The organism is Streptomyces sp. NPDC045026, assembly GCF_056432625.1.
In genome coordinates, this window is record NZ_JBWKIS010000036.1 from 15,638 (window position 1) to 33,688 (window position 18,051).

The following is an 18,051-nucleotide window of genomic DNA, read 5'->3' on the forward strand; positions in this document are numbered from 1 at the left end:
TTGTGGGCTCGTCAAGTTGCATGCCCTCTCCCCTGCGAGACACTGGTTTTCGTGCGTGTTTGCTAGAGAGAGAACCCAGGCCATGAGCACTGAACTCCTCGATCTGGCCATCGCCGCCGCCGGAGGCAGAGAACTCTGGGACACCGTGAGTGGTCTGAAGGCCGATGTCTCCATCGACGGTCCGGTCTGGGGGCTGAAGGGCTGGCCACCGGGGACGAGCTTCGACCAGGTTCTGACGATCGACACGGCCAGAGAACACATCGTGTTCACCCCGTTCACCCGCCCGGAGTGGCAGATGATCTTCGACGCTGCCACTGACAGCGTCACCGTGCAGACTCTCGACGGCGAACCGGTCGAGACCCTCGCACCCGCCCGCGACGCCTTCAAGGGAATGCTGCGGAACACCGACTGGGACGCTCCGCACCTCGGCTACTTCCTGGGCTACGCCCTCTGGAACTACTTCACCAGCCCGTTCCTCTTCACCTATCCGGGCGTGCGGGCCCGCGAGATCGAACCGTGGCACGAGGCCGGGCAGACATGGCGGCGTCTGCAGGTGCGCTTCCCGCCCGGCATCGCCACACACAGCCCGAACGCGGTCTTCTACTACGACGCCTTCGGTTTGCAACGACGCATGGACTACGTCGCCGAGGTCAACAACAGCTTCCTCGTCGGCCACTACACCGGCCACCACCAGAATTTCGACGGGCTGGTCATGCCGACGCGACGGCGAATGTTCCGCCGCAACCCCGACAACAGCGTCAACCTCAACTCCCCCTCCATCACGGTCGATGTCCACGGTGTTGAGCTCGTTCGCTGCGACGACGAACAGGTGCGGCCATGACCACGGACAGCGCCTTCATCGACCACCCCGCCCGGAGGCTCGTCGTGACGCTCCCTCGTCCCTACGACGCGGCGTGCGAGCACTTCGAGACCCTCGTCCCGGAGGCCGATCTCAGCCGCTTCTACCAATTGGGCTCCTGGAAAGCCGCGCTCGAACTCGCCGAGATCAACGGCCCTCACGGGTTCATGCGTTACTACCGCAGCGACATCTGCGCCCTCATGGCCGGCTCGCAATCCCTCTGGAAGGCCACCCAGTACCTCATGGGCAACCACACCCTCGTCGAACGCGCGTTCCGCGAGGATGCATCGGCCGTGCTGCACGCGCCGCTGCCCGCCCTGATCTACGCAGACCCCGACGGGGACACCAAATTCGCCGTCGACCAGCCCGGCTTGCTGTTCGACAGCTACGGCAAGCCACAGATCGCCGAGGTCGGCCGCGAACTCGACGCACGCCTGGCCCAGTTGATCACGCTCCTCGGCGGCGACGTACCTCCCCAGCTGTGAGCCTCCGCGGCCTCCGAACGTATTCTCTCCAGTTCCCCGCGCGGGTCGAGTTCGTCGAGGTTGCGCGTGAACTCATGGCGCTGCCGGCCGGTGCGCCGTGGGCAGGTGCTCCACGGGACCGGGCCAAATTGTATAGATGCTACATAACACCTACTTGCCCTCATGATGACCGTCCCAGCGTCCGGACGGGGACATCAGGGCAGGCGTCGACCGATCCGAAAGTAAGAGTTTGTCCCATTCCAACAACGCCTGAAGTATCCCGACTGCAGGAGGTATGCAGGGGGCGGCTTCCGGGGTACGCGAGCGGAAGTACTCGTTCGGCGTGCGCGGCACGTGCGCGCGGAAGAGGATGAGCGGGATGGCCGGAGATCGGTCCCCCTTCGCGTCCGGATGAGCCCGACCCTGGAGAGACATCACATGGCAGCTCCTCGGATCTTGATCGTCGGCGGCGGATTCGCCGGCATGGAATGCGCGCACAAGCTGGAGAAGATCCTCAAGCCGGGCGAGGCACAGCTGAGGCTGGTCAGTCCGTTCGACCATCAGCTGTACCTGCCGCTGCTTCCCCAGGTCGCCTCGGGCGTCCTCACACCGCAGTCGGTGGCCGTGCCGCTGCGCCGCATGCTGCGGCACACCGGCATCGTGCCGGGCGGCGCGGTGGGCGTGGACCCCGAGGCGAAGGCCGTCGTCGTACGCAAGATCAACGGCGAGACGGTGGTGGAGCGCTACGACTACCTGGTCCTGACGCCGGGCAGCGTCACGCGGCAGTTCGACATCCCCGGGGTGGACCAGTACGCGGTCGGCGTGAAAACGCTCGCGGAGGCGGCCTGGATCCGCGACCACGTCATCTCGCAGCTCGACCTGGCCGCGGCGAGCACGGACCCCGCCGAGCGGGAGTCGCGGCTGCAGTTCGTGGTGGTGGGCGGCGGGTACGCCGGTACGGAGACGGCCGCCTATCTGCAACGGCTGACCACCGCCGCCGCCAAGCGTCTTCGCGGGCTCGACCCGGCACAGATCAAGTGGCATCTCGTCGACATCGCGCCCAAGTTGATGCCCGAGCTCGGTGACCGGCTCGGCGAGAAGGCCCTGTCGATCGTGGAGCGGCGTGGGCTGCATGTGTCGCTCGGGGTGTCCGTGGCGAAGGCGACCGAGGACACGGTGACGCTGACCGACGGCCGTGTGCTGCCGTGCCGCACGCTGATCTGGACGGCGGGTGTCGCGCCGAGTCCGCTGATCGCGACGCTGAACGCGCAGACGAACCGGGGCCGGCTCGTGGTGGAGCCCGATCTGACGGTGCCGGGGCTCGACGGCGTGTTCGCGCTGGGTGACGCGGCCGCCGTGCCGGACCTGGAGAAGGGCGCCGACGCGATCTGCCCGCCGACCGCCCAGCACGCCATGCGGCAGGGCTGGGCCGCCGCGAAGAACGTGGCGGCCGCGCTGCACGGCCTGCCGACGGCCCCGTACCGGCACAGGGACCTGGGGCTCGTGGTCGACCTCGGTGGGATCCAGGCGGTGTCCAAGCCGTTGGGTGTGCAGCTGACCGGGCTGCCCGCCCAGGTTGTCGCGCGCGCCTACCACTTGGGAGCCCTGCGCACCGGGACGGCGCGGTTCCGTACGGCGGCGAACTGGGGGCTCAACGCGGTCGCCGGTGACGACTTCGTGCGTACGGGGTTCCAGGCGCAGCGGCCCGCGACGCTGAAGGACTTCGAGAAGACGGACGCGTATCTGACGCCGGAGGAAGTGCACGCGATGGTGACGGCGGATGTCGAGCTCGGCCGTTCGACGGCCGAACCCGAGATCTCGTAGGGCGGCTGTCAGGCGGGGCCCGGCGCGGACGGTCGCAAAGTGATCGTCCGCGCCGTGTGCTTCTCGACCTCCTCGCGGCTGTACAGGAGGGGGAAGGAGCCGTCGGCGGCCCAGGTGGCGAACAGGTCGCTGTAGTGCTCGCTGTCCGGATTCCCGGACTGGCCCGGCGAGTTCATGGCCACCGAGTCGTCCCAGGAGCCGACGTCGACGACGAGGCGGAAGGTGGCGCCCGTCGTCTGGCGGAAGTCGGGTCCGTACGGCGCGACGCCCACCGTGTCGCCGCTGCCGCCGCGCAGGGCGGGACCGACGGACGCCCAGGGCGGCTGAGGCCCGTCGTGGAGCGCGGTCACCGGGTGGTACACGCGGGCGTGGTGGAGCGCGCCCCAGGTCCATGCGGCCGGGTCGGGGCCCAGGAGGCCGGAGAGCTCGGTGACCGTGGCGGCCAGGGTGGTGAGGAGGTCGCCGGGTTCGAGGGCGGTGTCCTCTCCGGTGAGCAGGTCCAGGTCGACGCGGGGGTCGGAGGTGGGGTCGTCGGGCGGCAGGATCCGGGCGAGGGCCGCCGCGTGTTCGGCCTCCGGGACGAGACCGCGCAGCGTCTTGCCGAAGGCGGCGGGGCGCAGGTGACGGCGGTACCAGATCTCGAAGAGCACGGCGGCTGCCGAGTCCGCCGTGAGGTCGGCGTCCCAGTCCCGCAGAAGGCCGATGACCTGCCCTATCAGAGGGTCGTCACTGGTCACTCCGGCGAGCAGCGGCACGATGCGGCGCGCGGGCAGGCTCACGGTGTCGGTCTGGAGGCGTACGCAGTCCTCGACCGTCCAGTTCGCGCGCGCGTCGAGTTCTTCGGCGATGCGCTGGTGGCGGGTGGGGGCGTACCAGTCGTACGTGACCGTGTCGCGGTCGTTCTGGTGGCCGGGCGGCAGGTTCATCTGGTTGGCGGTGGCGAACCAGCCCTGTTCCGGGTCGCGTTCGGCGGGCAGCGCGTCCGGGTCGAGGAAGCCGTCCCACTCGTAGCGGCCGTCGCCGGGCACGGGGAGGGTGCCGTCCCAGTTGGGGCGGACCGGGACGCGGCCCGCGGGGCGCCAGCCGACCGTGCCGTCGGGCGCCGCGTAGACCTGGTTCTCGCCGGGCGCGCCCCAGCGGCGCAGGGCGGCGAGGAAGGCGTCGGGGCCTTCGGCCCGCATGTAGCCCGTGCTGCCGAGGTAGGGCGCCATGCCGGGGCCGAGCCAGGCGGCGCGGACGGCGAACGCTGCGTCGCGCGTGGGGTGTTCGTGGATGACGGGGCCGTGCCGGGTGAACCACAGCTCGGTCTCGACGGGTTCCCCGCCCTTGACCGGGATGGTCTCGATGACGCGGGTCATGGCTTCCCAGCGGCCTTGGTAGCGGTAGGCGCGGGGGTGGTCGGGGTCGGTCTCGTAGACGTACAGGTCCTCCTGGTCGATCGGGAAGATCGTGAACCCGAACGCGATGTTCCCGTTGTGGCCGATGGAGAGGCCGGGCAGGGCGGGCTCGCCCGCGCCGATGACGTCGATGCCGGGTGCGGTCAGGTGCGCGATGTAGCGCAGGGCGGGCAGGGTGACCGCGCGGTGCGGGTCGTTCGCGAGGATGGGGCGGCCGGTGGCGGTCCTGGACGGCGCGAGCACCCAGTTGTTGGAGCCGTCGATGCCGTGGAGGGCGGCGGCGTCCGGCCAGGGCGGGACCGTCGCGAGGTCGTAGACGCGCAGCACGTCGTCCGGGATGACGCTCAGGTCGAGGCCATCGGGGACGGTGAGGTGGTGCGGAGCGGGTTCGCGGCGGCGGCGCAGGTCTTCCACGCCGGTGCCGTGGTCGCGCAGGGTGAGGGCGCGGGCGACCTCGTCGTGGAGGTTGTACTGGAGTCCGCCGCTACGGATCCGGGCGACGTCCGACGGGTCCCAGTGCCCGGGTTCGTAGCCCAGCATGGCGAATTCCGGCGGGAGTTGGGAGGGGTCGCGGCGGCAGAGGGATACGTAGGCGTTGATGCCGTTCACGAACGCCGTGGTGATCTGTTCGGTGTCCTCGCCGTACGCGCTCCACTCCTCGGCCATGTCGCCGCGGTAGAGGAACAGGCGGGCGGCGCGGTCGTGTTCGACGTAGCGCGCGCCGAACACCTCGGACAGGAGGCCGAGGCCGCGGCGGCGCCACAGGTCGAGCTGGAAGAGGCGGTCGCGGGCCGCGTTGAAGCCCTGCGCCAGGAACAGGTCGTCCTGGGAGTCGGCGTAGAGGTGGGGGACGCCCCACTGGTCGACGAGGATCTGCACCGGGCCGGTGAGACCGGAGACTTCGAAGTCCGTCGCTGTTCGAGGGTTCACCGGTATGTCACCGTCATCATCGGAGTCCATTCGTCCATTCGTGGATACTCCCGGCTTCGGCGTCATCAGGACTCCTTCGCCTGGGTCGCCGAGGTGGCCGGGGCGGTGGGCCGTGGCGGGGCGGGGGTGCTCGGGTCCGGCGTCGCGCGGGTGGCCGCGAACGTCACCAGGAGGTTCGCGGCCAGCGCGATGATGCCGCCGTTGACCCCGTGCCACGGGTCGTTGTCACTGGCCCACAACACCGTCATCACGGCGAGCCCGACGAGCATGCCGGACACCCCGGCGCGGGCCGTCATGCGCCGCCAGAACAGGGAGAGCAGCACGACGGGCACGAGCTGGGCCAGGCCCTCGTAGGAGCAGGACGGACAGCTGGACGAGCGTGTTGGGGTAGAAGAGGCTGCCGCCGAGCGCGACGAGGCCCGCGAGGACGCAGACCGCCTGCGAGAGGCGCTTGGTGCGCAAGTCGTGGTCGTCGGTGACGGCCGGCCGGGGGCGGCGCGGGTCGGCGCCGTTGCCGCCGCCCAGGACGGTCTTGCCCCACAAGGTGCCGATGGACAGCATGAAGACGCTCATCGGCACGATCGCCGACAGGGCGCCCGCGACGCCGATGACCGCCACGACGGGCGACGGCAGCGAGTCCGTGACCAGGCGGAACAGGGCGAGGTCGGGGTTGCCGAGGGTCGGCAGCACGAACAGCGCGGTGGCGCCGACCATCATCGGCACGAACAGGAGCAGCTGGTACCACGGCAGCAGCAGGGCGTTGCGCCGCAGCGCGTTGGGGCTCTTGGCGCTGAGGTAACCGGCCACGGTGGTCGGGAAGATGGTGATGGTGACGGCGTTGAGGACGACGGTGCTCAGGAACCAGGCTGCGCTACGCCCGCCGGACGCGTGGCCGGGGAACGTGAGCCATTCGGGCTTCTCGGTGACCATGCGCTGCATGAAGTCGGAGAATCCGCCGAGGTAGTGCATCGGGATGTAGACCGCGAGGAAGACGACCGCGAGGATCACAAGCACGTCCTTGAGCGCGCTCACCCAGGCGGAGCCGCGCAGCCCCGACACGAGGATGAACACCTCGGCGACGACGAACGAGATGACGGCGGCGACGTTCAGGTCGACGCTCCCGTACGTCATGGCGTTGACGACGACGCCCATGCCCTGGATCTGCACCTGGATGTACGGCACGAGGAACACGGTCCCGACGACGGCGACGAGGATCCCCAACGGCCTTGAGCGGAACCGGAATTCGGCGATGTCGGCGATCGAGATGAGGCTGTGCCGGGAGGCGTACGTCCACAGGGCGGGGCCGACGATGTAGGCGACGGCGAAGCCGACGGTGAGGTAGGCGACGAGGTAGAGGATCGGCGCGCCGAAGGAGTACGACCAGCCGGCGGTCCCGAGGAACGAGAAGCTGGTGTACGTCTCGCCGGCCATGAGGAGCCAGATGAACATCACGCCGAGGCCGCGGCTGGACACGGACCACTCGGCGAGGCCCTTGGACCGGCCGCGCGCGCTGAGCACGCCGATCAGGATGGTGGCGACCATGGCCAGGGCGAACACGGTCGTCGCGACGGTCGCGGAGCCGCTCATCGGGTGCCTCCCTCGTCGGCGGGGACGGGTTCGACGGCGCCGGTGCGGTACGCGGGGTCGAAGCGGGCGACGAGCCAGATGGCGACGGGGCTGATGACGGTGGCGGCGATGACCCAGGCCAGCAGGAACGGGACGCCCAGGACGCGGGGTTCGATGCGGTTGGCGACGAAGGGCGCGGCGCCGTAGAGGACGACGGGCACGAGCAGCATCCAGAGGGAGCGGCGGGTCTGACCGCTGAGGGTGGGGAATCCTTCGAGGGGGTCGGCGACGTGCGGGTCCAGCTCCGGTTCCGGGGAGCGGCCGTCGGCTGCGTCTGTGGGGGGCATGAACTTCCTTGAGGGGTGGGCGGTCCGGGGAGGGGGAAGGGCGGCGGGGTTGTTCAGAGCGCGGGGTCGTAGCGGCCGTCGACCGCGGTCCAGCCGCCGTCGACGGTCAGGACGCCGCCGGTGACGTACGTCGACGCGTCGGAGACCAAGTACGCGACGGCACCGGCGAGTTCGTCGGCGCGGGCCCAGCGCTTGAGCGCGGAGGCCTGGGCGTAGGCCTCGTACCAGGCGGGGTCCGCGGCGATCTGGTCGGTGAGCGGGGTGCGGACGACGCCGGGGGCGACGGCGTTGAACCGCACGCCCTGCGGACCCCATTCGGCGGCGGCGGTGCGCAGGAACTGGATGAGGCCGGCCTTCGACGCGGCGTACACGCTCTGTCCCGGCTCCACCTGGAAGGCCCGCATGGAGGCGAAGCCGACGACGCTGCCGCGGCCGCGCTCCGCCATGCCGGGGGCGAAGGCCTGGACGAGGCTGACGTAGGCCCGCAGGTTCAGGGCGATAACGCGGTCGAACTCGTCGAGCGTGTAGTCGGCGATGCGTTTGCGGACGTTGGCGCCGACGGTGACGACGAGCGCGTCGAGGGGGCCCCAGGCGTCGGCGGCGGCGCGGATCGCTTCGGGGTCGAGGACATCGAGAGCGTACGCGGACGCCGTGCCGGCCCGGTCCGCGTCCGTGTCCGCGTCCGCGCGGGCCAGGGTGACGGTGTCCTCGGCGCCCTTCTCGTCCCGGTCGGCGACCACGACGTCGGCGCCCTGGGCGACGAGGGCGCGGACGGCCTCACGGCCGATGCCGCCCGCGCCACCGACGACCGCGACGCGCCTGCCGTCGAGCCGGAACAGATTCGCGTAATCCATGAAGTGCTGCTGCCTTTCTGTCTGCTGAGGTGATCCGTCAGGGGCGGATGACGGCCATCCGCGTGACCGTCAGCTCCTCGATAGCGAACCGTGGCCCTTCGCGTCCGGTGCCGGAGTCCTTGACGCCTCCGTACGGGGCGATGTCGCTGCGGTAGCCGGGGACTTCGTTGATGACGACGCCGCCGACGTCGAGTGCGTCGACCGCGCGGAACGCGGCGCCGAGGTCGCGGGTGTAGACCGCGGCGTGCAGCCCGTACCGGCTCGCGTTGACCAGGTCGTACGCCGCGTCGAGGCCGGGGACCGTGCGCAGGCACACGACGGGCCCGAACACCTCCTCGTCCCAGGCGGGTTCGCCGTCGGGGACGTCCGCGAGCAGCGTCGGGGCGAGGCACCTCGCGTGCGCGCGGCCGCCGCCCGCGACGACCCGGGCGCCGGCCGCCCTGGCCCGCCCGATCCAGTCGAGGACGCGTTCGGTGGCGGCTTCGTCGATGAGGGCGGAGACGCGGGTGCCGGTGTCGCGCGGGTCGCCGACCACGACGTCGGGCAGCCGTTCGGCGATCTTCTTCTCCAGGGCGCCGGCGATCTCCTCCACGGCGATGACCCGCTGGACCGAGATGCAGGCCTGCCCGGACGCGTAGAAGCCGCCTCGGGCCACGGCGTCGGCGGCCGCGTCGAGGTCGGCGTCCGCCGCGACGACGAGCGCCGCGTTGGAACCGAGTTCGAGGACGACCTTGCGTGGCGCCGCGTCGCGCGCGATGCGGTGCCCGACCGTGGCGGAGCCGGTGAAGGAGACCGCCGCGACCTCGGGGTGCGTGGTGAGGGTGCGGCCCACCTCGGTGTCACCGGTGACGAGCTGGACCGCTCCGGGCGGCGCGTCCGCCTCGGCGAGGCGTTCGCGGACGAGGTGGGTGAGCCAGAGGGTGGCGAGCGGGGTCGCCGGTGCGGGCTTCACGATCACCGGGCAGCCCGCCGCCAACGCCGGTGCGATCTTGTGGGAGGCGAGGAGTACGGGATAGTTGAAGCCGGCGATGCCGACGACGACCCCGATGGGCCTGCGCGTCCAGAACCCGAACATGCCGTCGCCGGAGGCCTGGAGGTCCAGCGGGACGGTCTCGCCGTGCAGGTGGGCCACCTCGTCGGCGGCGGCCCGCCAGGTCGCGACGGCGCGCTGCATCTCGATGTCGCAGTCGACACGCGGCTTCCCGGTCTCCAGGACGAGCAGCTCCGCCATCCGGGACGAGACGCGTTCCAGGTCGGCCGCGACACCGGCGAGCACGTCCCGCCGCACCCGCGCCGACAGGGCGGCGACCTGCTTGCGGAGCCCGGCGGCGTGCTCGACGGCGCGCCGAGCGAGGTCCGCGTCGCCGACGGGCGCGGAGGCGAACTCGCTGCCGTCGTAAGGGAAGACGACGGGCTGTCGTGTCGGCGCGGCAACCCAGACGTCGCCGACCGGCAGGCCCGTGGGCAGTTCTCGCGGATACGTCATCGCGCCACTCCCCCGTCCGTGCCGCCGGTGAGGAAGGCCCGCGCGGCGGCCGCGTACACGCGGGTGTACTCGGCGATCTCGCGCACCTCGACGTACTCGTCGGCCTGGTGCGCGATCCATTTGCCGCCGGGGCCGTAGACGACGGTGGCCAGGCCGGCGTCGCGGGTCAGGATGGTGCCGTCGGTGGTACCGGGCACGGCTCCGAACGGAGGCGCCTCGCCGTGTACTTGGCAGTGGGCGTCGACGAGGGCGGTGACCACGGGGTGGTCTTCGGGGATCTCGATGGCGGGCCGGTCGTCGACGACGGTGAGGTCGACGCCCACCCCGACGCCGGCGGCCGCCTGTTCCGCCGACTCCCTTACGCGGTCGATGAGTTCGGCGTGGTCGGTGCCGGGGATCGTTCGTACGTCGATGCCGACTACGCCGTGCGCGGGGATCACGTTGAGCTGGTCGGGGTCGCCGCCGAGCAGCACGGTCGGTGTGACGGTGACGCGGCCGGCGTGGCGGTGCTCGCCGTAGCGCTCCTCGGCCCACTCCTGCACGCCGGCGAGCGCCTCGACGATGCGGGCGCCGGCGACGATCGGGCTTCTGCCCTCCTGCGGCATGGCGCCGTGGGCCATCACGCCGTGCAGGTCGAGACGGAGGCGGATCCCACCGCGCGCCGAGGTGCACACCTCGTAGCCCTCGGGTTCGCAGACGATGACTCCGTCGACCTCGCGGGCGAGCTCAGAAGCGGCGAACGCCTTCGCGCCGAGCATCAGCCCCTCCTCGTCGCAGAGCACGCCGACGACGATCCTGCCGGGGAAGGGGCCGGCCAGCTGAAGGCCACGGACTCCGTAGATCATGGCGGCGACACCGGACTTCATGTCGGCGGAGCCGCGCCCCCAGAGCTTTCCGTCGCGGATCTCGGCGCCGTACGGATCGACGGTCCAGTCGTCCGTGTCGCCCTCAGTCACGACATCGATGTGCCCCTCGAACATGAGCGTGGGGCCGTCCCCGCCGCCGCCCTCGACCACCGCGACGGTGTTGGGCCGCCCGGGGACGACCTCGACCACCTCGTACTTCCAGCCGAACTCGGTGAAGAGCCGCTGCACGAGGTCGGCGGCGGGGCGCTCCACCTCGGTGGCTCCCGCGGCGTTGACGGTGCGCAGCCGCACGAGTTCCTGGGTGAGGGCGACCGCGGCCTCGGCGTCGGTCACGGGGACGGGCAGGGCTGTTGAGCGGGAACGCATGGAACCTCCAAGTCGGTTGGCCACGAGGCCAGTCGACTGGTCAGACCAGTTGATTTCCCGTACTCTGCCCCCACGTTCACGCCCGGGTCAATGGCCGGATCATGGATTCACTCCGGTGCAACGGCCCGACACGGAGAGGCACATGGCGCCCGACGACGATCTCTTCCAGCCGGTGAAGCCGGTCCGCGCCTACCAGCGGGTGGCCCAGCAGATCGAGGAGCGCATCCTCAGCGGCGACCTGCCGCCCGGCTCCAGGCTCCCGGCGGAGCGTGAACTCGTCGTGCGCTTCGACGTGGGCCGCTCCACGGTCCGCGAGGCCCTGCGCGTGCTCCAGACGGCGGGCCTGATCCGCTCACGGCCCGGCGACCCGCTCGGCGCCGAGGTCCTCGGCGTCTCCCCCGACAACCTCAGCCAGGCCCTGAGCCGCCTGACCCGCTCCCGGATCGCCTCGCTCGGCGAACTGGTGCAGTTCCGCATGGTGCTCGACGCGGAGAGCAACCGGCTCGCCGCGCGCCTGCACACCCCCGATGACCTGGCCCGCATGCGGGAGCAGATCGACCGGATGGAGCGCCTCGGCGCGTCGTCGCACGGTAACCTGCACGCCTTCAGCGAGGCGGACGCCCTCTTCCACCGGGCCATCGCCGAGGCGAGCGGCAACTCCTTGCTCGGACTGTGCGCCCGCGCGGTGCACGAGGCGGTGGTCAAGGTCATCGAGGAGAAGATCGCGGGCGCCACGGACACCGCCTCCTGGATGGAGCGCTCGATAACCCATCACCGGCAGGTGCTCGACGCGATCAGCTCCGGCGACGCGCCGCGCGCGGCCCGGCTCGGCCGTGAGGCGCTGTACGCGTACTACGCCGACCACGTGGAGCCGGAGACGCGGCGGTTGCTCGCGGCGGCGGTGGAGGATCCGACGGAGTAACGGCTACCGACGACGACGGCGGCGACGACGGCGGCGGCGACGACGGCGGCGGCGACGACGGACGCGGCGTCCCTCCACCGGCGTCGGTGGTGGTGCGGGCCGGGATCAGGCGCGCGGACCACCCGGGCGGCCTTCGAGCTGACCGAGCAACTCGCCCAGCAGGAGACTGAGTTGACCCTGCCCCGCGTCGCCGAGGCCGGAAAGAACCGTTTTCTCGTACGCGAGCTGGTCGGGCAGCAGCGCGTCGACCAGCTCGCGGCCGGCGTCGGTCAGGCTGAGGTGGGAGACGCGCCGGTCGCGGGTGTCGCCGCGCCGGTCGACCAGGCCGCGCTCCTGAAGCTGCTTGAGCCGCTTGGTGACGGCGGCGCCCGAGGAGAACGTCTCCCGCGCGAGATCGCCCGGGGTGAGTTCGTGGCCGGTGCGGCGGAGCGCGCCGAGCAGGTCGAACTCGGCGCGGGTCAGCCCGGCGCGGCGCAGCGGGGCGTCCTCGGCCTGCTGGAGGAGGGCGGCGCAGCGGTTGATCCGCCCGATGACCTCCATGGGCCCGGTGTCGATGTCGGGGCGGACCGTCTGCCATTGGCGCACCACCGCGGCGACGGTGTCGTCCCCCGTCGCCCTGCCGTTCCGTGTCGTCATGCTCGTGTGTTCTCCCGGGCGTCCGTACCGCCCCTGTGCTCGTCTGCATTCTCGGGGTTCCCGACGGTCCGCAGCGTCCCGCGTCGCACCGTCGCCGCGAGCGTACGGTGTCCGGCCCGCTCGGCGGCGACCACACGCTCCTCGGGCAGGGCGTGCTGCCACCATTCGCCGGCCGCGGTGTCGTCGGCGGCGCGCAGTTCGACGAGAGCGGTCGCGAGCCTGCGGCGCGCGGTCTCCAGGGCGCCGGGCCCCGGACGCGGGGCGGCGAGGGCGCGTTCCGCGGCCTCGCGGGCGCGGTCGGTCGCATCGAGGGCGAGCTCGATGCGATCGGCGGCGCGCCGGTTGGTGACGATCACGGCGGCGACGATGCCGAGCAGCGCCCCGACGAGGGTGTCCACGACCCGGTCCGTGATGAGCTCGCCGGCCTCCTGCGTCCTGGCGAACTCGGTGATCAGCAGCGCCATGGGGGTCACACAGACGCTGCCGAGCCAGTAGTTGCGGGAGATGAACGCCTCCGCGCCGAAGCTGAAGAGCAGGCAGAACAGGACGACGAAGAGCTGGCCGGCGTGGGCGAGGGGCACCACGGCGGCGAAGACGAGCACTCCGGCGAGATTGCCGGCCACCCGCTGCACGGTGCGGTTCCAGGTGAGGGTGACGTTGGCCTGATAGAGCGAGGCCGCGGTGACCAAGGCCCAGTACGGGCGGCCGACACCGAGGGCGAGGGACCCGTATCCGGCGAGGGCGCAGCCGACGGCGGTACGCAGGGCGACCGGCAGGAGAGGCGAGCCGGGGGCGAGCCTGCGCCACAACGACGGCTTGCCCAAGGCGAGTTCGGCCTCGATGCCGAGGACCTCGTCGTCGATGTCGTTGGTGTGGGTGGGGTTGTTGGTCTTGGTGTGTGTGGTGGCGCTGATGCCGTCGTAGCGGGCCGGGCGCGGGACCGGGCCCGTACCGCTCAGGCCGGCGGCCCAGTCGCACAGGAGTGCGGCGTCGGTGTCGGCGGGGGCGGCGAGGGCGACCTCGGCGCGGACCACCAGGCGCTCCAGGCTGCGGCGGGCGGCGCCGCGGCCTCCGGTGGCGAGGAGCGACTGCCAGGCGGCGTGCACGGCGGCGGCAGCACCGGCGCGGGCACGCCCGCGCGCACTCTCAGGAGCACTCACGTACGCGGCGGCGGCGTTCAGGGCGCGGGCGGTGGCGCGCCGCTCCGGGCCGTGCGGGCGTACGAGGGCGGGGGCCATGCCGACGAGCCAGGCCACGGCGCCCGCACCGGCGGTCAGGGCGAGGTGGCCGGGTATCTGCCCAAGGCTCTGTGGGGCGAAGAGGCTGGCGGAGCTGATGAAAGTGAGGATCACATGGCCGGGCGGGCCGATGCGGGTCGCGTCGCACAGGGTCTTCTGGGCGGCGGCGAGGAGCGCGCCGACCGCGACGAGCACGGCCGCCGACGAGGTCAGCGACGCGGTGAGCAGGGCCACGGCGAGACTCGCGAGCATGCCCAGGACGACCCAGGCGAGGGCCCGGGCGCGTGCCGCGTACGGCAGGTTGTGGGCGTAGAGGGCACACAGCGACCCGGCCATCGTGTACATGGCGAGGTCGAGGCGGCCGAGGGCGAGCAGTGTCAGGTTCGGCACCGCCGCGGAGACGACGACGCTCGTCGCGGGCTTGAACCAGATGTCGGACGGCTTGCTGAGGCGCAGCACCCCCGCGAGCGGAAGCCGAGGGACGGACCGGGGCCTGGACGGGGACGGGGACGGGGACGGGGACGACAGGGGGGATGGCGTAGGGGGTACTGAGCTGCTCATACGGATAAGTTTAGCAAGTGTTTTACTTGAAAACTTTCCGTGCCGCCCACACCCGGCCACGGGCCGGCCGATCCTCCGACCGCGCAAGACCCGCGCACGGTCGCACTGCCGAACGCGCCCAGTGCTCCCCTGCGCTCGATTGCGCCCCGCCGTGCACGGGCATCTCGTCCTCGACGCGGTACGGCGTTCGCCGTTCGCGTGCTCACTGTTCAGCGCTCCACGTTCGGAGTTCGGGGATCGGCGTTCGGGGTTCGGGGTTCGACTGGGGAGGTTCGCGTGCACGGACCGGGCTCGGCCGCCTGGCTGCTCGTCGCGCTGTGCGCGGCGACGGGGGCGTACTGCCTGCTGCGGATGCGCAGCAGAGTCGAGGAGCAGCGCCGCACGGCGGGCGGCGAGGCGCTCATGGGGTTCGGTATGGCGCTCATGGCGATACCCGCCGCGGCGGTCACGCCTCCGCGCGCCGCCTGGGTGGTGTACGCGCTCGTCTTCGGGGCCGCGGCGCTGCGGGCACTGTGGGCGGCCCGTTCGGGCGCGCACCATCTGCACCACCTGGTGGGCGCGTTCGCCATGGCGTACATGGCGGTGGCGATGGCCGCGGCGCCGAGCGGTCACGCAGGTCACGGAGGGGCAGGCGCGCCGCTGGTGACCGGGCTGCTCCTGCTCTACTTCGCGGGGTACGTGCTGTGGTCGGGGGCGCGGCTGGTGCCGGTGGCTCCGGTGGCGGCCGGGGGCGGCCCGCAGGTGTCCGGATGGGGCGACCGCCCGGAGCTGGCGCAGGCGTGCCGTCTCTCGATGGGCATCGGCATGGTCGCGATGCTCCTGACCATGTAGTCCGGACAGGCCTCCACGGAAACTTCTCCATTACGGACAACTGCCCGCTCAAAACCGTGGCGTACGTCACTTGACGCGACAGCCCGTACCCTCCGGTAGCCCCGGCTCATAGGCTGAGGCCATGACGGTCCCCGTAGCACTGCTGCTGCTCGGCACCCTCGCCGCTGTCGTCGCCCCGCGCCTTCTCGCGCGGGCCGACTGGCCGGAGCGCGAGCCGGTGGTCGCGCTGTGGGTGTGGCAGTGCGTGGTGGCCGGTGTCCTCCTGTGCTGCGCCCTGTCGATGACGCTGAGCGCGGCCGCCGCCTGGCAGTTCGTCCGCGGCCACGTGTTCGCGTCCGCCCCGCACGCCGTCGTCGACGCGTACGCACTCCGGGCGGCCGGCGGGTGGGCGGCGACGCTGGCCGTGACGCTCGCACTCGGCGGGCTGTGGACCGCGGCGATGCTCGCCCGGGAGATCTTCCGTTCGCGGGCCAGGCGCAGCCAGCGGCGCGCCGAACTCCTGGTTCGTTCCCCGCTGTTGCCGGGCGAGGAGCCGGGCAGCGACCGTCTCGTCGTCCTCGAAGGCGAACGCCCCGACGCCTGGTGGCTCCCGGGCGCTGCGCCCCAACTCGTCATCACCACGGCCGCTTTGCGCCGCCTCAAGGGCCGCCAGCTGGACGCGGTCCTGGCGCACGAGATGGGGCACGCGCAGTGGCGGCACGACTGGCTGCTGCACTGCTCGGGGGCGCTGGCCACCGGCTTCCCGCAGGTTCCGGTCTTCGCCGCGTTCCGCAACGAGATGCACCGGCTGGTCGAACTGTCCGCCGACGACATGGCGTCGCGCCGCTTCGGCCGGCTGACCATCGCCCTCGCCCTGGTCGAACTCAACGAGGACCGCGGGGTGTTCGGCCCCTGCCCCACGCCGCTGGCCCATGTGCCGCAGCGCGTGCACCGGTTGCTGACCCCGCCGCGGCGGCTCACCCCGGCCCGGCGCCTCCGCCTGACCGCCGCCGCCGCGCTCGTACCGGTGGTGCCGCTCCTGGTGACCTTCGTGCCGGGCCTGCGCGCACTGGGCTGACCGACGGCCCGAGCCGGACGCGTCCGCTCCGCATGATGGTCACCGGCACCGTCCATGGGTGAGGATCTTCCCCATGCACCCGGCACCGGTCGACTCCCCGCCCCGCCCCCGGCATCCGCGGCCCGCGCACGCGACGGCGGTGCTCGCCGCTCTCAGCGCGCTCCTGCTGATCGCGGTGGCGGTGCGCTGGGCCCCTCTGATGACGCTGGACGGCGAGCTGGCGCGCACCGCCCACCACTGGGCCGTCGACGATCCCGGACTGACGCACTTGAACCGGGTTCTGACGGACTGGTTCTGGGACCCGTGGACGATGCGCGCCCTGTGCGCCGTGGTCGTCATCTGGCTCGTATGGCGCCATAACGCCTGGTGGCTCGCGATGTGGGTGGCCGCCACATGTGCGGTCGGCACACTGATCCAGCAGGGCCTGAAGGCGGCTGTCGGCCGCGACCGCCCCGTGTGGACCGACCCCGTGGACTCCGCGCACTACGCGGCCTTCCCGTCGGGGCACGCCATGACGGCGACGGTGGTGTGCGGGCTGACTCTCTGGCTGCTGCACCGCTACGGCGCAGGGCGCGTCCTGTGGCGCACGGCGTGCGCGCTCGCCGTGGTGTCGGTCGTCGGCGTCGGCCTCACGCGGCTGTGGCTCGGCGTGCACTGGCCCTCGGACGTACTCGGCGGCTGGCTGCTCGGAGCGCTGACGGTGACTGGGTCCGTGACGGCGTACGAACGGCTCACAGCGAGCAGCTGACCCACCAGGATCTGGCCATCAGGACCGGGCCGTCGAAAACCAGGCCGTCAGAATGCGGCCGTCACGACTCATAGCCCTCGACCTGCGACTCGGGCCTGACCCTCGCCTCGTCGGGGTTCTCGCCGAACTCGGTCTTGGCCCGGCGCTGGCGCAGCAGGTCCCAGCACTGGTCGAGCTCGCGCTCCACGGCGGCCAGCCGCTCCTGCTCGGTCGCACCGTCGATCTCACCGGAGGCGAGCGACGCGCGGAGCCTCTTCTCGTCGTCGACCATCGCCGTGATCCGGGCCAGGATCTGCTCTTGATCCATGTCGGTACGCCTCCTAGGTGGCCTGCCCGTCACCCCTTGCCCACTGTAGGGAGCGTTCGCCCGGTGTGCGATCCGGATCCGGTGGGCGCCCAGTACCGCAGCACCCCGTCGTCCTCGCCCGACTCGTCCCGTACTCCGCCGCAGGACTCGATGACGCGGCGGGAGGCGGTGTTGTCCGTGTCGCAGGTGATCAGCGCCGGGTCGACGCCCAGGCGCGCGGCGAGCGGGAGAGCGGCGCGGAGCATCGCGATGGCGTGTCCGCGGCCACGGGCACCGGGCCGTACGTCGTAGCCGATGTGCCCGTCGCGCAGCCAGGCCTCGGTGAGGCGGTGGCGGATCGCGAGGCGGCCGAGATAGGTGTCCCCGTCGACGTACCAGAGGGTCGTGCACTCGACGTCGTACTGCAGGACGCTGCGCGGTCCGTGGGTGAGCCGCATGCGGGCGACGTATTCGGCGAAGACGGCCGGGTCCTGCCAGGTGCCTCCGTACGCGCGCAGGCTGAGCCCCGCGGTGGAGTCGTCGTCGGGGCCGCCGTGGCCCTCGTCGCGGGCCTCGTCCATGGCGGCGAGGAAGGAGGCGTGGACGCGGACGTCGGGAGCGATCAGCTGCGGCATCGGGCCAGTGTGCCCGGGAGGTCCCCGCCGCGGCGGGGATTTTCGGCGCCGCGGCCGGACCGGAATCCCATACCGGGCGGATGTCCGGACGGCGCCGGCACAGGGCCCGGCAGTGTCGCATTCCGAGACCGCCCATGTGGCCTGCATCACTCTCTGGCTGCCTCGGGCCAGGCGTGGG

18 protein-coding genes are annotated in these 18,051 nt (G+C 71.8%); 7 read left to right on the forward strand and 11 right to left on the reverse strand.

Annotation, left to right across the window (positions count from 1 at the left end; all coding sequences use genetic code 11):
• Nucleotides 1-82: 82 nt before the first annotated feature.
• The 3 genes from AC07EJ_RS41075 to AC07EJ_RS41085 all read left to right on the forward strand — a co-directional run bounded on the left by AC07EJ_RS41075 (nucleotide 83) and on the right by AC07EJ_RS41085 (nucleotide 3,147).
• Nucleotides 83-841 (forward strand): hypothetical protein, encoded by a 759-nt coding sequence (locus AC07EJ_RS41075; RefSeq protein WP_389490375.1) that lies wholly within the window; start codon nucleotides 83-85, stop codon nucleotides 839-841.
• Nucleotides 838-1,344: a DUF302 domain-containing protein gene (locus AC07EJ_RS41080; RefSeq protein ID WP_393587633.1), complete on the forward strand. Its 507-nt coding sequence runs from the start codon at nucleotides 838-840 to the stop codon at nucleotides 1,342-1,344. The genes AC07EJ_RS41075 and AC07EJ_RS41080 overlap by 4 nt, the downstream gene beginning before the upstream one ends.
• A 417-nt stretch (nucleotides 1,345-1,761) precedes the next feature.
• Nucleotides 1,762-3,147: an NAD(P)/FAD-dependent oxidoreductase gene (locus AC07EJ_RS41085; RefSeq protein ID WP_389490380.1), complete on the forward strand. Its 1,386-nt coding sequence runs from the start codon at nucleotides 1,762-1,764 to the stop codon at nucleotides 3,145-3,147.
• 8 nt (nucleotides 3,148-3,155) lie between these two features.
• On the opposite strand, the gene AC07EJ_RS41090 is transcribed toward AC07EJ_RS41085, so the two are convergent.
• The 7 genes from AC07EJ_RS41090 to AC07EJ_RS41120 all read right to left on the reverse strand — a co-directional run bounded on the left by AC07EJ_RS41090 (nucleotide 3,156) and on the right by AC07EJ_RS41120 (nucleotide 10,959).
• A complete protein-coding gene (locus AC07EJ_RS41090; RefSeq protein ID WP_478886157.1) occupies nucleotides 3,156-5,474 on the reverse strand; it encodes a penicillin acylase family protein in 2,319 nt (772 codons plus the stop codon).
• Between the two features lie 65 nt (nucleotides 5,475-5,539).
• On the reverse strand, nucleotides 5,540-5,743 hold the full coding sequence (locus AC07EJ_RS41095; protein ID WP_478886158.1) for a hypothetical protein: 204 nt from the start codon (nucleotides 5,741-5,743) through the stop codon (nucleotides 5,540-5,542).
• Nucleotides 5,700-7,061, reverse strand: a complete 1,362-nt coding sequence (locus AC07EJ_RS41100) for a sodium:solute symporter family protein (RefSeq protein ID WP_478886159.1) — start codon at nucleotides 7,059-7,061, stop codon at nucleotides 5,700-5,702. The genes AC07EJ_RS41095 and AC07EJ_RS41100 overlap by 44 nt, the downstream gene beginning before the upstream one ends.
• On the reverse strand, nucleotides 7,058-7,387 hold the full coding sequence (locus AC07EJ_RS41105; RefSeq protein ID WP_478886160.1) for a DUF3311 domain-containing protein: 330 nt from the start codon (nucleotides 7,385-7,387) through the stop codon (nucleotides 7,058-7,060). Before AC07EJ_RS41105 ends, AC07EJ_RS41100 begins: the two co-directional genes overlap by 4 nt.
• A gap of 53 nt (nucleotides 7,388-7,440) precedes the next feature.
• Complete coding sequence (locus AC07EJ_RS41110) at nucleotides 7,441-8,241, reverse strand: SDR family NAD(P)-dependent oxidoreductase (protein WP_389490389.1); 801 nt, start codon at nucleotides 8,239-8,241, stop codon at nucleotides 7,441-7,443.
• Between the two features lie 37 nt (nucleotides 8,242-8,278).
• A complete protein-coding gene (locus AC07EJ_RS41115) occupies nucleotides 8,279-9,727 on the reverse strand; it encodes an aldehyde dehydrogenase family protein (RefSeq protein WP_389490391.1) in 1,449 nt (482 codons plus the stop codon).
• Nucleotides 9,724-10,959 (reverse strand): M20 family metallopeptidase, encoded by a 1,236-nt coding sequence (locus AC07EJ_RS41120; RefSeq protein WP_389490394.1) that lies wholly within the window; start codon nucleotides 10,957-10,959, stop codon nucleotides 9,724-9,726. Before AC07EJ_RS41120 ends, AC07EJ_RS41115 begins: the two co-directional genes overlap by 4 nt.
• 142 nt (nucleotides 10,960-11,101) lie before the next feature.
• Between AC07EJ_RS41120 and AC07EJ_RS41125 the strand changes: the two genes are divergently transcribed.
• Nucleotides 11,102-11,881, forward strand: coding sequence for a FadR/GntR family transcriptional regulator (locus AC07EJ_RS41125; RefSeq protein ID WP_389490396.1), 780 nt, complete (start codon nucleotides 11,102-11,104; stop codon nucleotides 11,879-11,881).
• Nucleotides 11,882-11,986: 105 nt separating this feature from the next.
• Here AC07EJ_RS41125 and AC07EJ_RS41130 read toward each other — a convergent pair whose 3' ends face one another.
• Both AC07EJ_RS41130 and AC07EJ_RS41135 read right to left on the reverse strand, forming a co-directional pair.
• On the reverse strand, nucleotides 11,987-12,517 hold the full coding sequence (locus tag AC07EJ_RS41130) for a MarR family winged helix-turn-helix transcriptional regulator (protein ID WP_389490399.1): 531 nt from the start codon (nucleotides 12,515-12,517) through the stop codon (nucleotides 11,987-11,989).
• Nucleotides 12,514-14,316 carry an FUSC family protein gene (locus AC07EJ_RS41135; protein ID WP_478886161.1) on the reverse strand — a complete coding sequence of 601 codons (1,803 nt, stop codon included), beginning with the start codon at nucleotides 14,314-14,316 and terminating at the stop codon, nucleotides 12,514-12,516. The genes AC07EJ_RS41130 and AC07EJ_RS41135 overlap by 4 nt, the downstream gene beginning before the upstream one ends.
• A gap of 276 nt (nucleotides 14,317-14,592) precedes the next feature.
• On the opposite strand from AC07EJ_RS41135, the gene AC07EJ_RS41140 reads away from it, so the two are divergent.
• The 3 genes from AC07EJ_RS41140 (at nucleotide 14,593) to AC07EJ_RS41150 (ending at nucleotide 16,952) form a co-directional block, all read left to right on the forward strand.
• On the forward strand, nucleotides 14,593-15,147 hold the full coding sequence (locus AC07EJ_RS41140) for a DUF5134 domain-containing protein (protein ID WP_389490403.1): 555 nt from the start codon (nucleotides 14,593-14,595) through the stop codon (nucleotides 15,145-15,147).
• A 121-nt stretch (nucleotides 15,148-15,268) separates the two neighbouring features.
• A complete protein-coding gene (locus tag AC07EJ_RS41145) occupies nucleotides 15,269-16,204 on the forward strand; it encodes a M56 family metallopeptidase (protein ID WP_389490405.1) in 936 nt (311 codons plus the stop codon).
• A 73-nt stretch (nucleotides 16,205-16,277) separates the two neighbouring features.
• The gene (locus AC07EJ_RS41150) at nucleotides 16,278-16,952 is read left to right on the forward strand and encodes a phosphatase PAP2 family protein (RefSeq protein ID WP_478886162.1); all 675 of its coding nucleotides are present in this window, start codon (nucleotides 16,278-16,280) and stop codon (nucleotides 16,950-16,952) included.
• Nucleotides 16,953-17,013: 61 nt separating this feature from the next.
• On the opposite strand, the gene AC07EJ_RS41155 is transcribed toward AC07EJ_RS41150, so the two are convergent.
• Nucleotides 17,014-17,259 (reverse strand): DUF2630 family protein, encoded by a 246-nt coding sequence (locus tag AC07EJ_RS41155; RefSeq protein ID WP_389490409.1) that lies wholly within the window; start codon nucleotides 17,257-17,259, stop codon nucleotides 17,014-17,016.
• A gap of 29 nt (nucleotides 17,260-17,288) precedes the next feature.
• Nucleotides 17,289-17,873, reverse strand: coding sequence for a GNAT family N-acetyltransferase (locus AC07EJ_RS41160; protein ID WP_389490411.1), 585 nt, complete (start codon nucleotides 17,871-17,873; stop codon nucleotides 17,289-17,291).
• Nucleotides 17,874-18,051 lie beyond the last annotated feature (178 nt).

Bases quoted from the DNA above. Each gene is read 5' to 3' on its own strand.
- AC07EJ_RS41115 (WP_389490391.1), bottom strand. From the start codon at position 9,727: ATGACGTATCCGCGAGAACTGCCCACGGGCCTGCCGGTCGGCGACGTC.
- AC07EJ_RS41080 (WP_393587633.1), top strand. From the start codon at position 838: ATGACCACGGACAGCGCCTTCATCGACCACCCCGCCCGGAGGCTCGTC.
- AC07EJ_RS41075 (WP_389490375.1), top strand. From the start codon at position 83: ATGAGCACTGAACTCCTCGATCTGGCCATCGCCGCCGCCGGAGGCAGA.
- AC07EJ_RS41100 (WP_478886159.1), bottom strand. From the start codon at position 7,061: ATGAGCGGCTCCGCGACCGTCGCGACGACCGTGTTCGCCCTGGCCATG.
- AC07EJ_RS41145 (WP_389490405.1), top strand. From the start codon at position 15,269: ATGACGGTCCCCGTAGCACTGCTGCTGCTCGGCACCCTCGCCGCTGTC.
- AC07EJ_RS41085 (WP_389490380.1), top strand. From the start codon at position 1,762: ATGGCAGCTCCTCGGATCTTGATCGTCGGCGGCGGATTCGCCGGCATG.
- AC07EJ_RS41135 (WP_478886161.1), bottom strand. From the start codon at position 14,316: ATGAGCAGCTCAGTACCCCCTACGCCATCCCCCCTGTCGTCCCCGTCC.
- AC07EJ_RS41130 (WP_389490399.1), bottom strand. From the start codon at position 12,517: ATGACGACACGGAACGGCAGGGCGACGGGGGACGACACCGTCGCCGCG.
- AC07EJ_RS41125 (WP_389490396.1), top strand. From the start codon at position 11,102: ATGGCGCCCGACGACGATCTCTTCCAGCCGGTGAAGCCGGTCCGCGCC.
- AC07EJ_RS41095 (WP_478886158.1), bottom strand. From the start codon at position 5,743: ATGCTCGTCGGGCTCGCCGTGATGACGGTGTTGTGGGCCAGTGACAAC.
- AC07EJ_RS41155 (WP_389490409.1), bottom strand. From the start codon at position 17,259: ATGGATCAAGAGCAGATCCTGGCCCGGATCACGGCGATGGTCGACGAC.
- AC07EJ_RS41105 (WP_478886160.1), bottom strand. From the start codon at position 7,387: ATGCCCCCCACAGACGCAGCCGACGGCCGCTCCCCGGAACCGGAGCTG.
- AC07EJ_RS41160 (WP_389490411.1), bottom strand. From the start codon at position 17,873: ATGCCGCAGCTGATCGCTCCCGACGTCCGCGTCCACGCCTCCTTCCTC.
- AC07EJ_RS41150 (WP_478886162.1), top strand. From the start codon at position 16,278: ATGCACCCGGCACCGGTCGACTCCCCGCCCCGCCCCCGGCATCCGCGG.
- AC07EJ_RS41120 (WP_389490394.1), bottom strand. From the start codon at position 10,959: ATGCGTTCCCGCTCAACAGCCCTGCCCGTCCCCGTGACCGACGCCGAG.
- AC07EJ_RS41110 (WP_389490389.1), bottom strand. From the start codon at position 8,241: ATGGATTACGCGAATCTGTTCCGGCTCGACGGCAGGCGCGTCGCGGTC.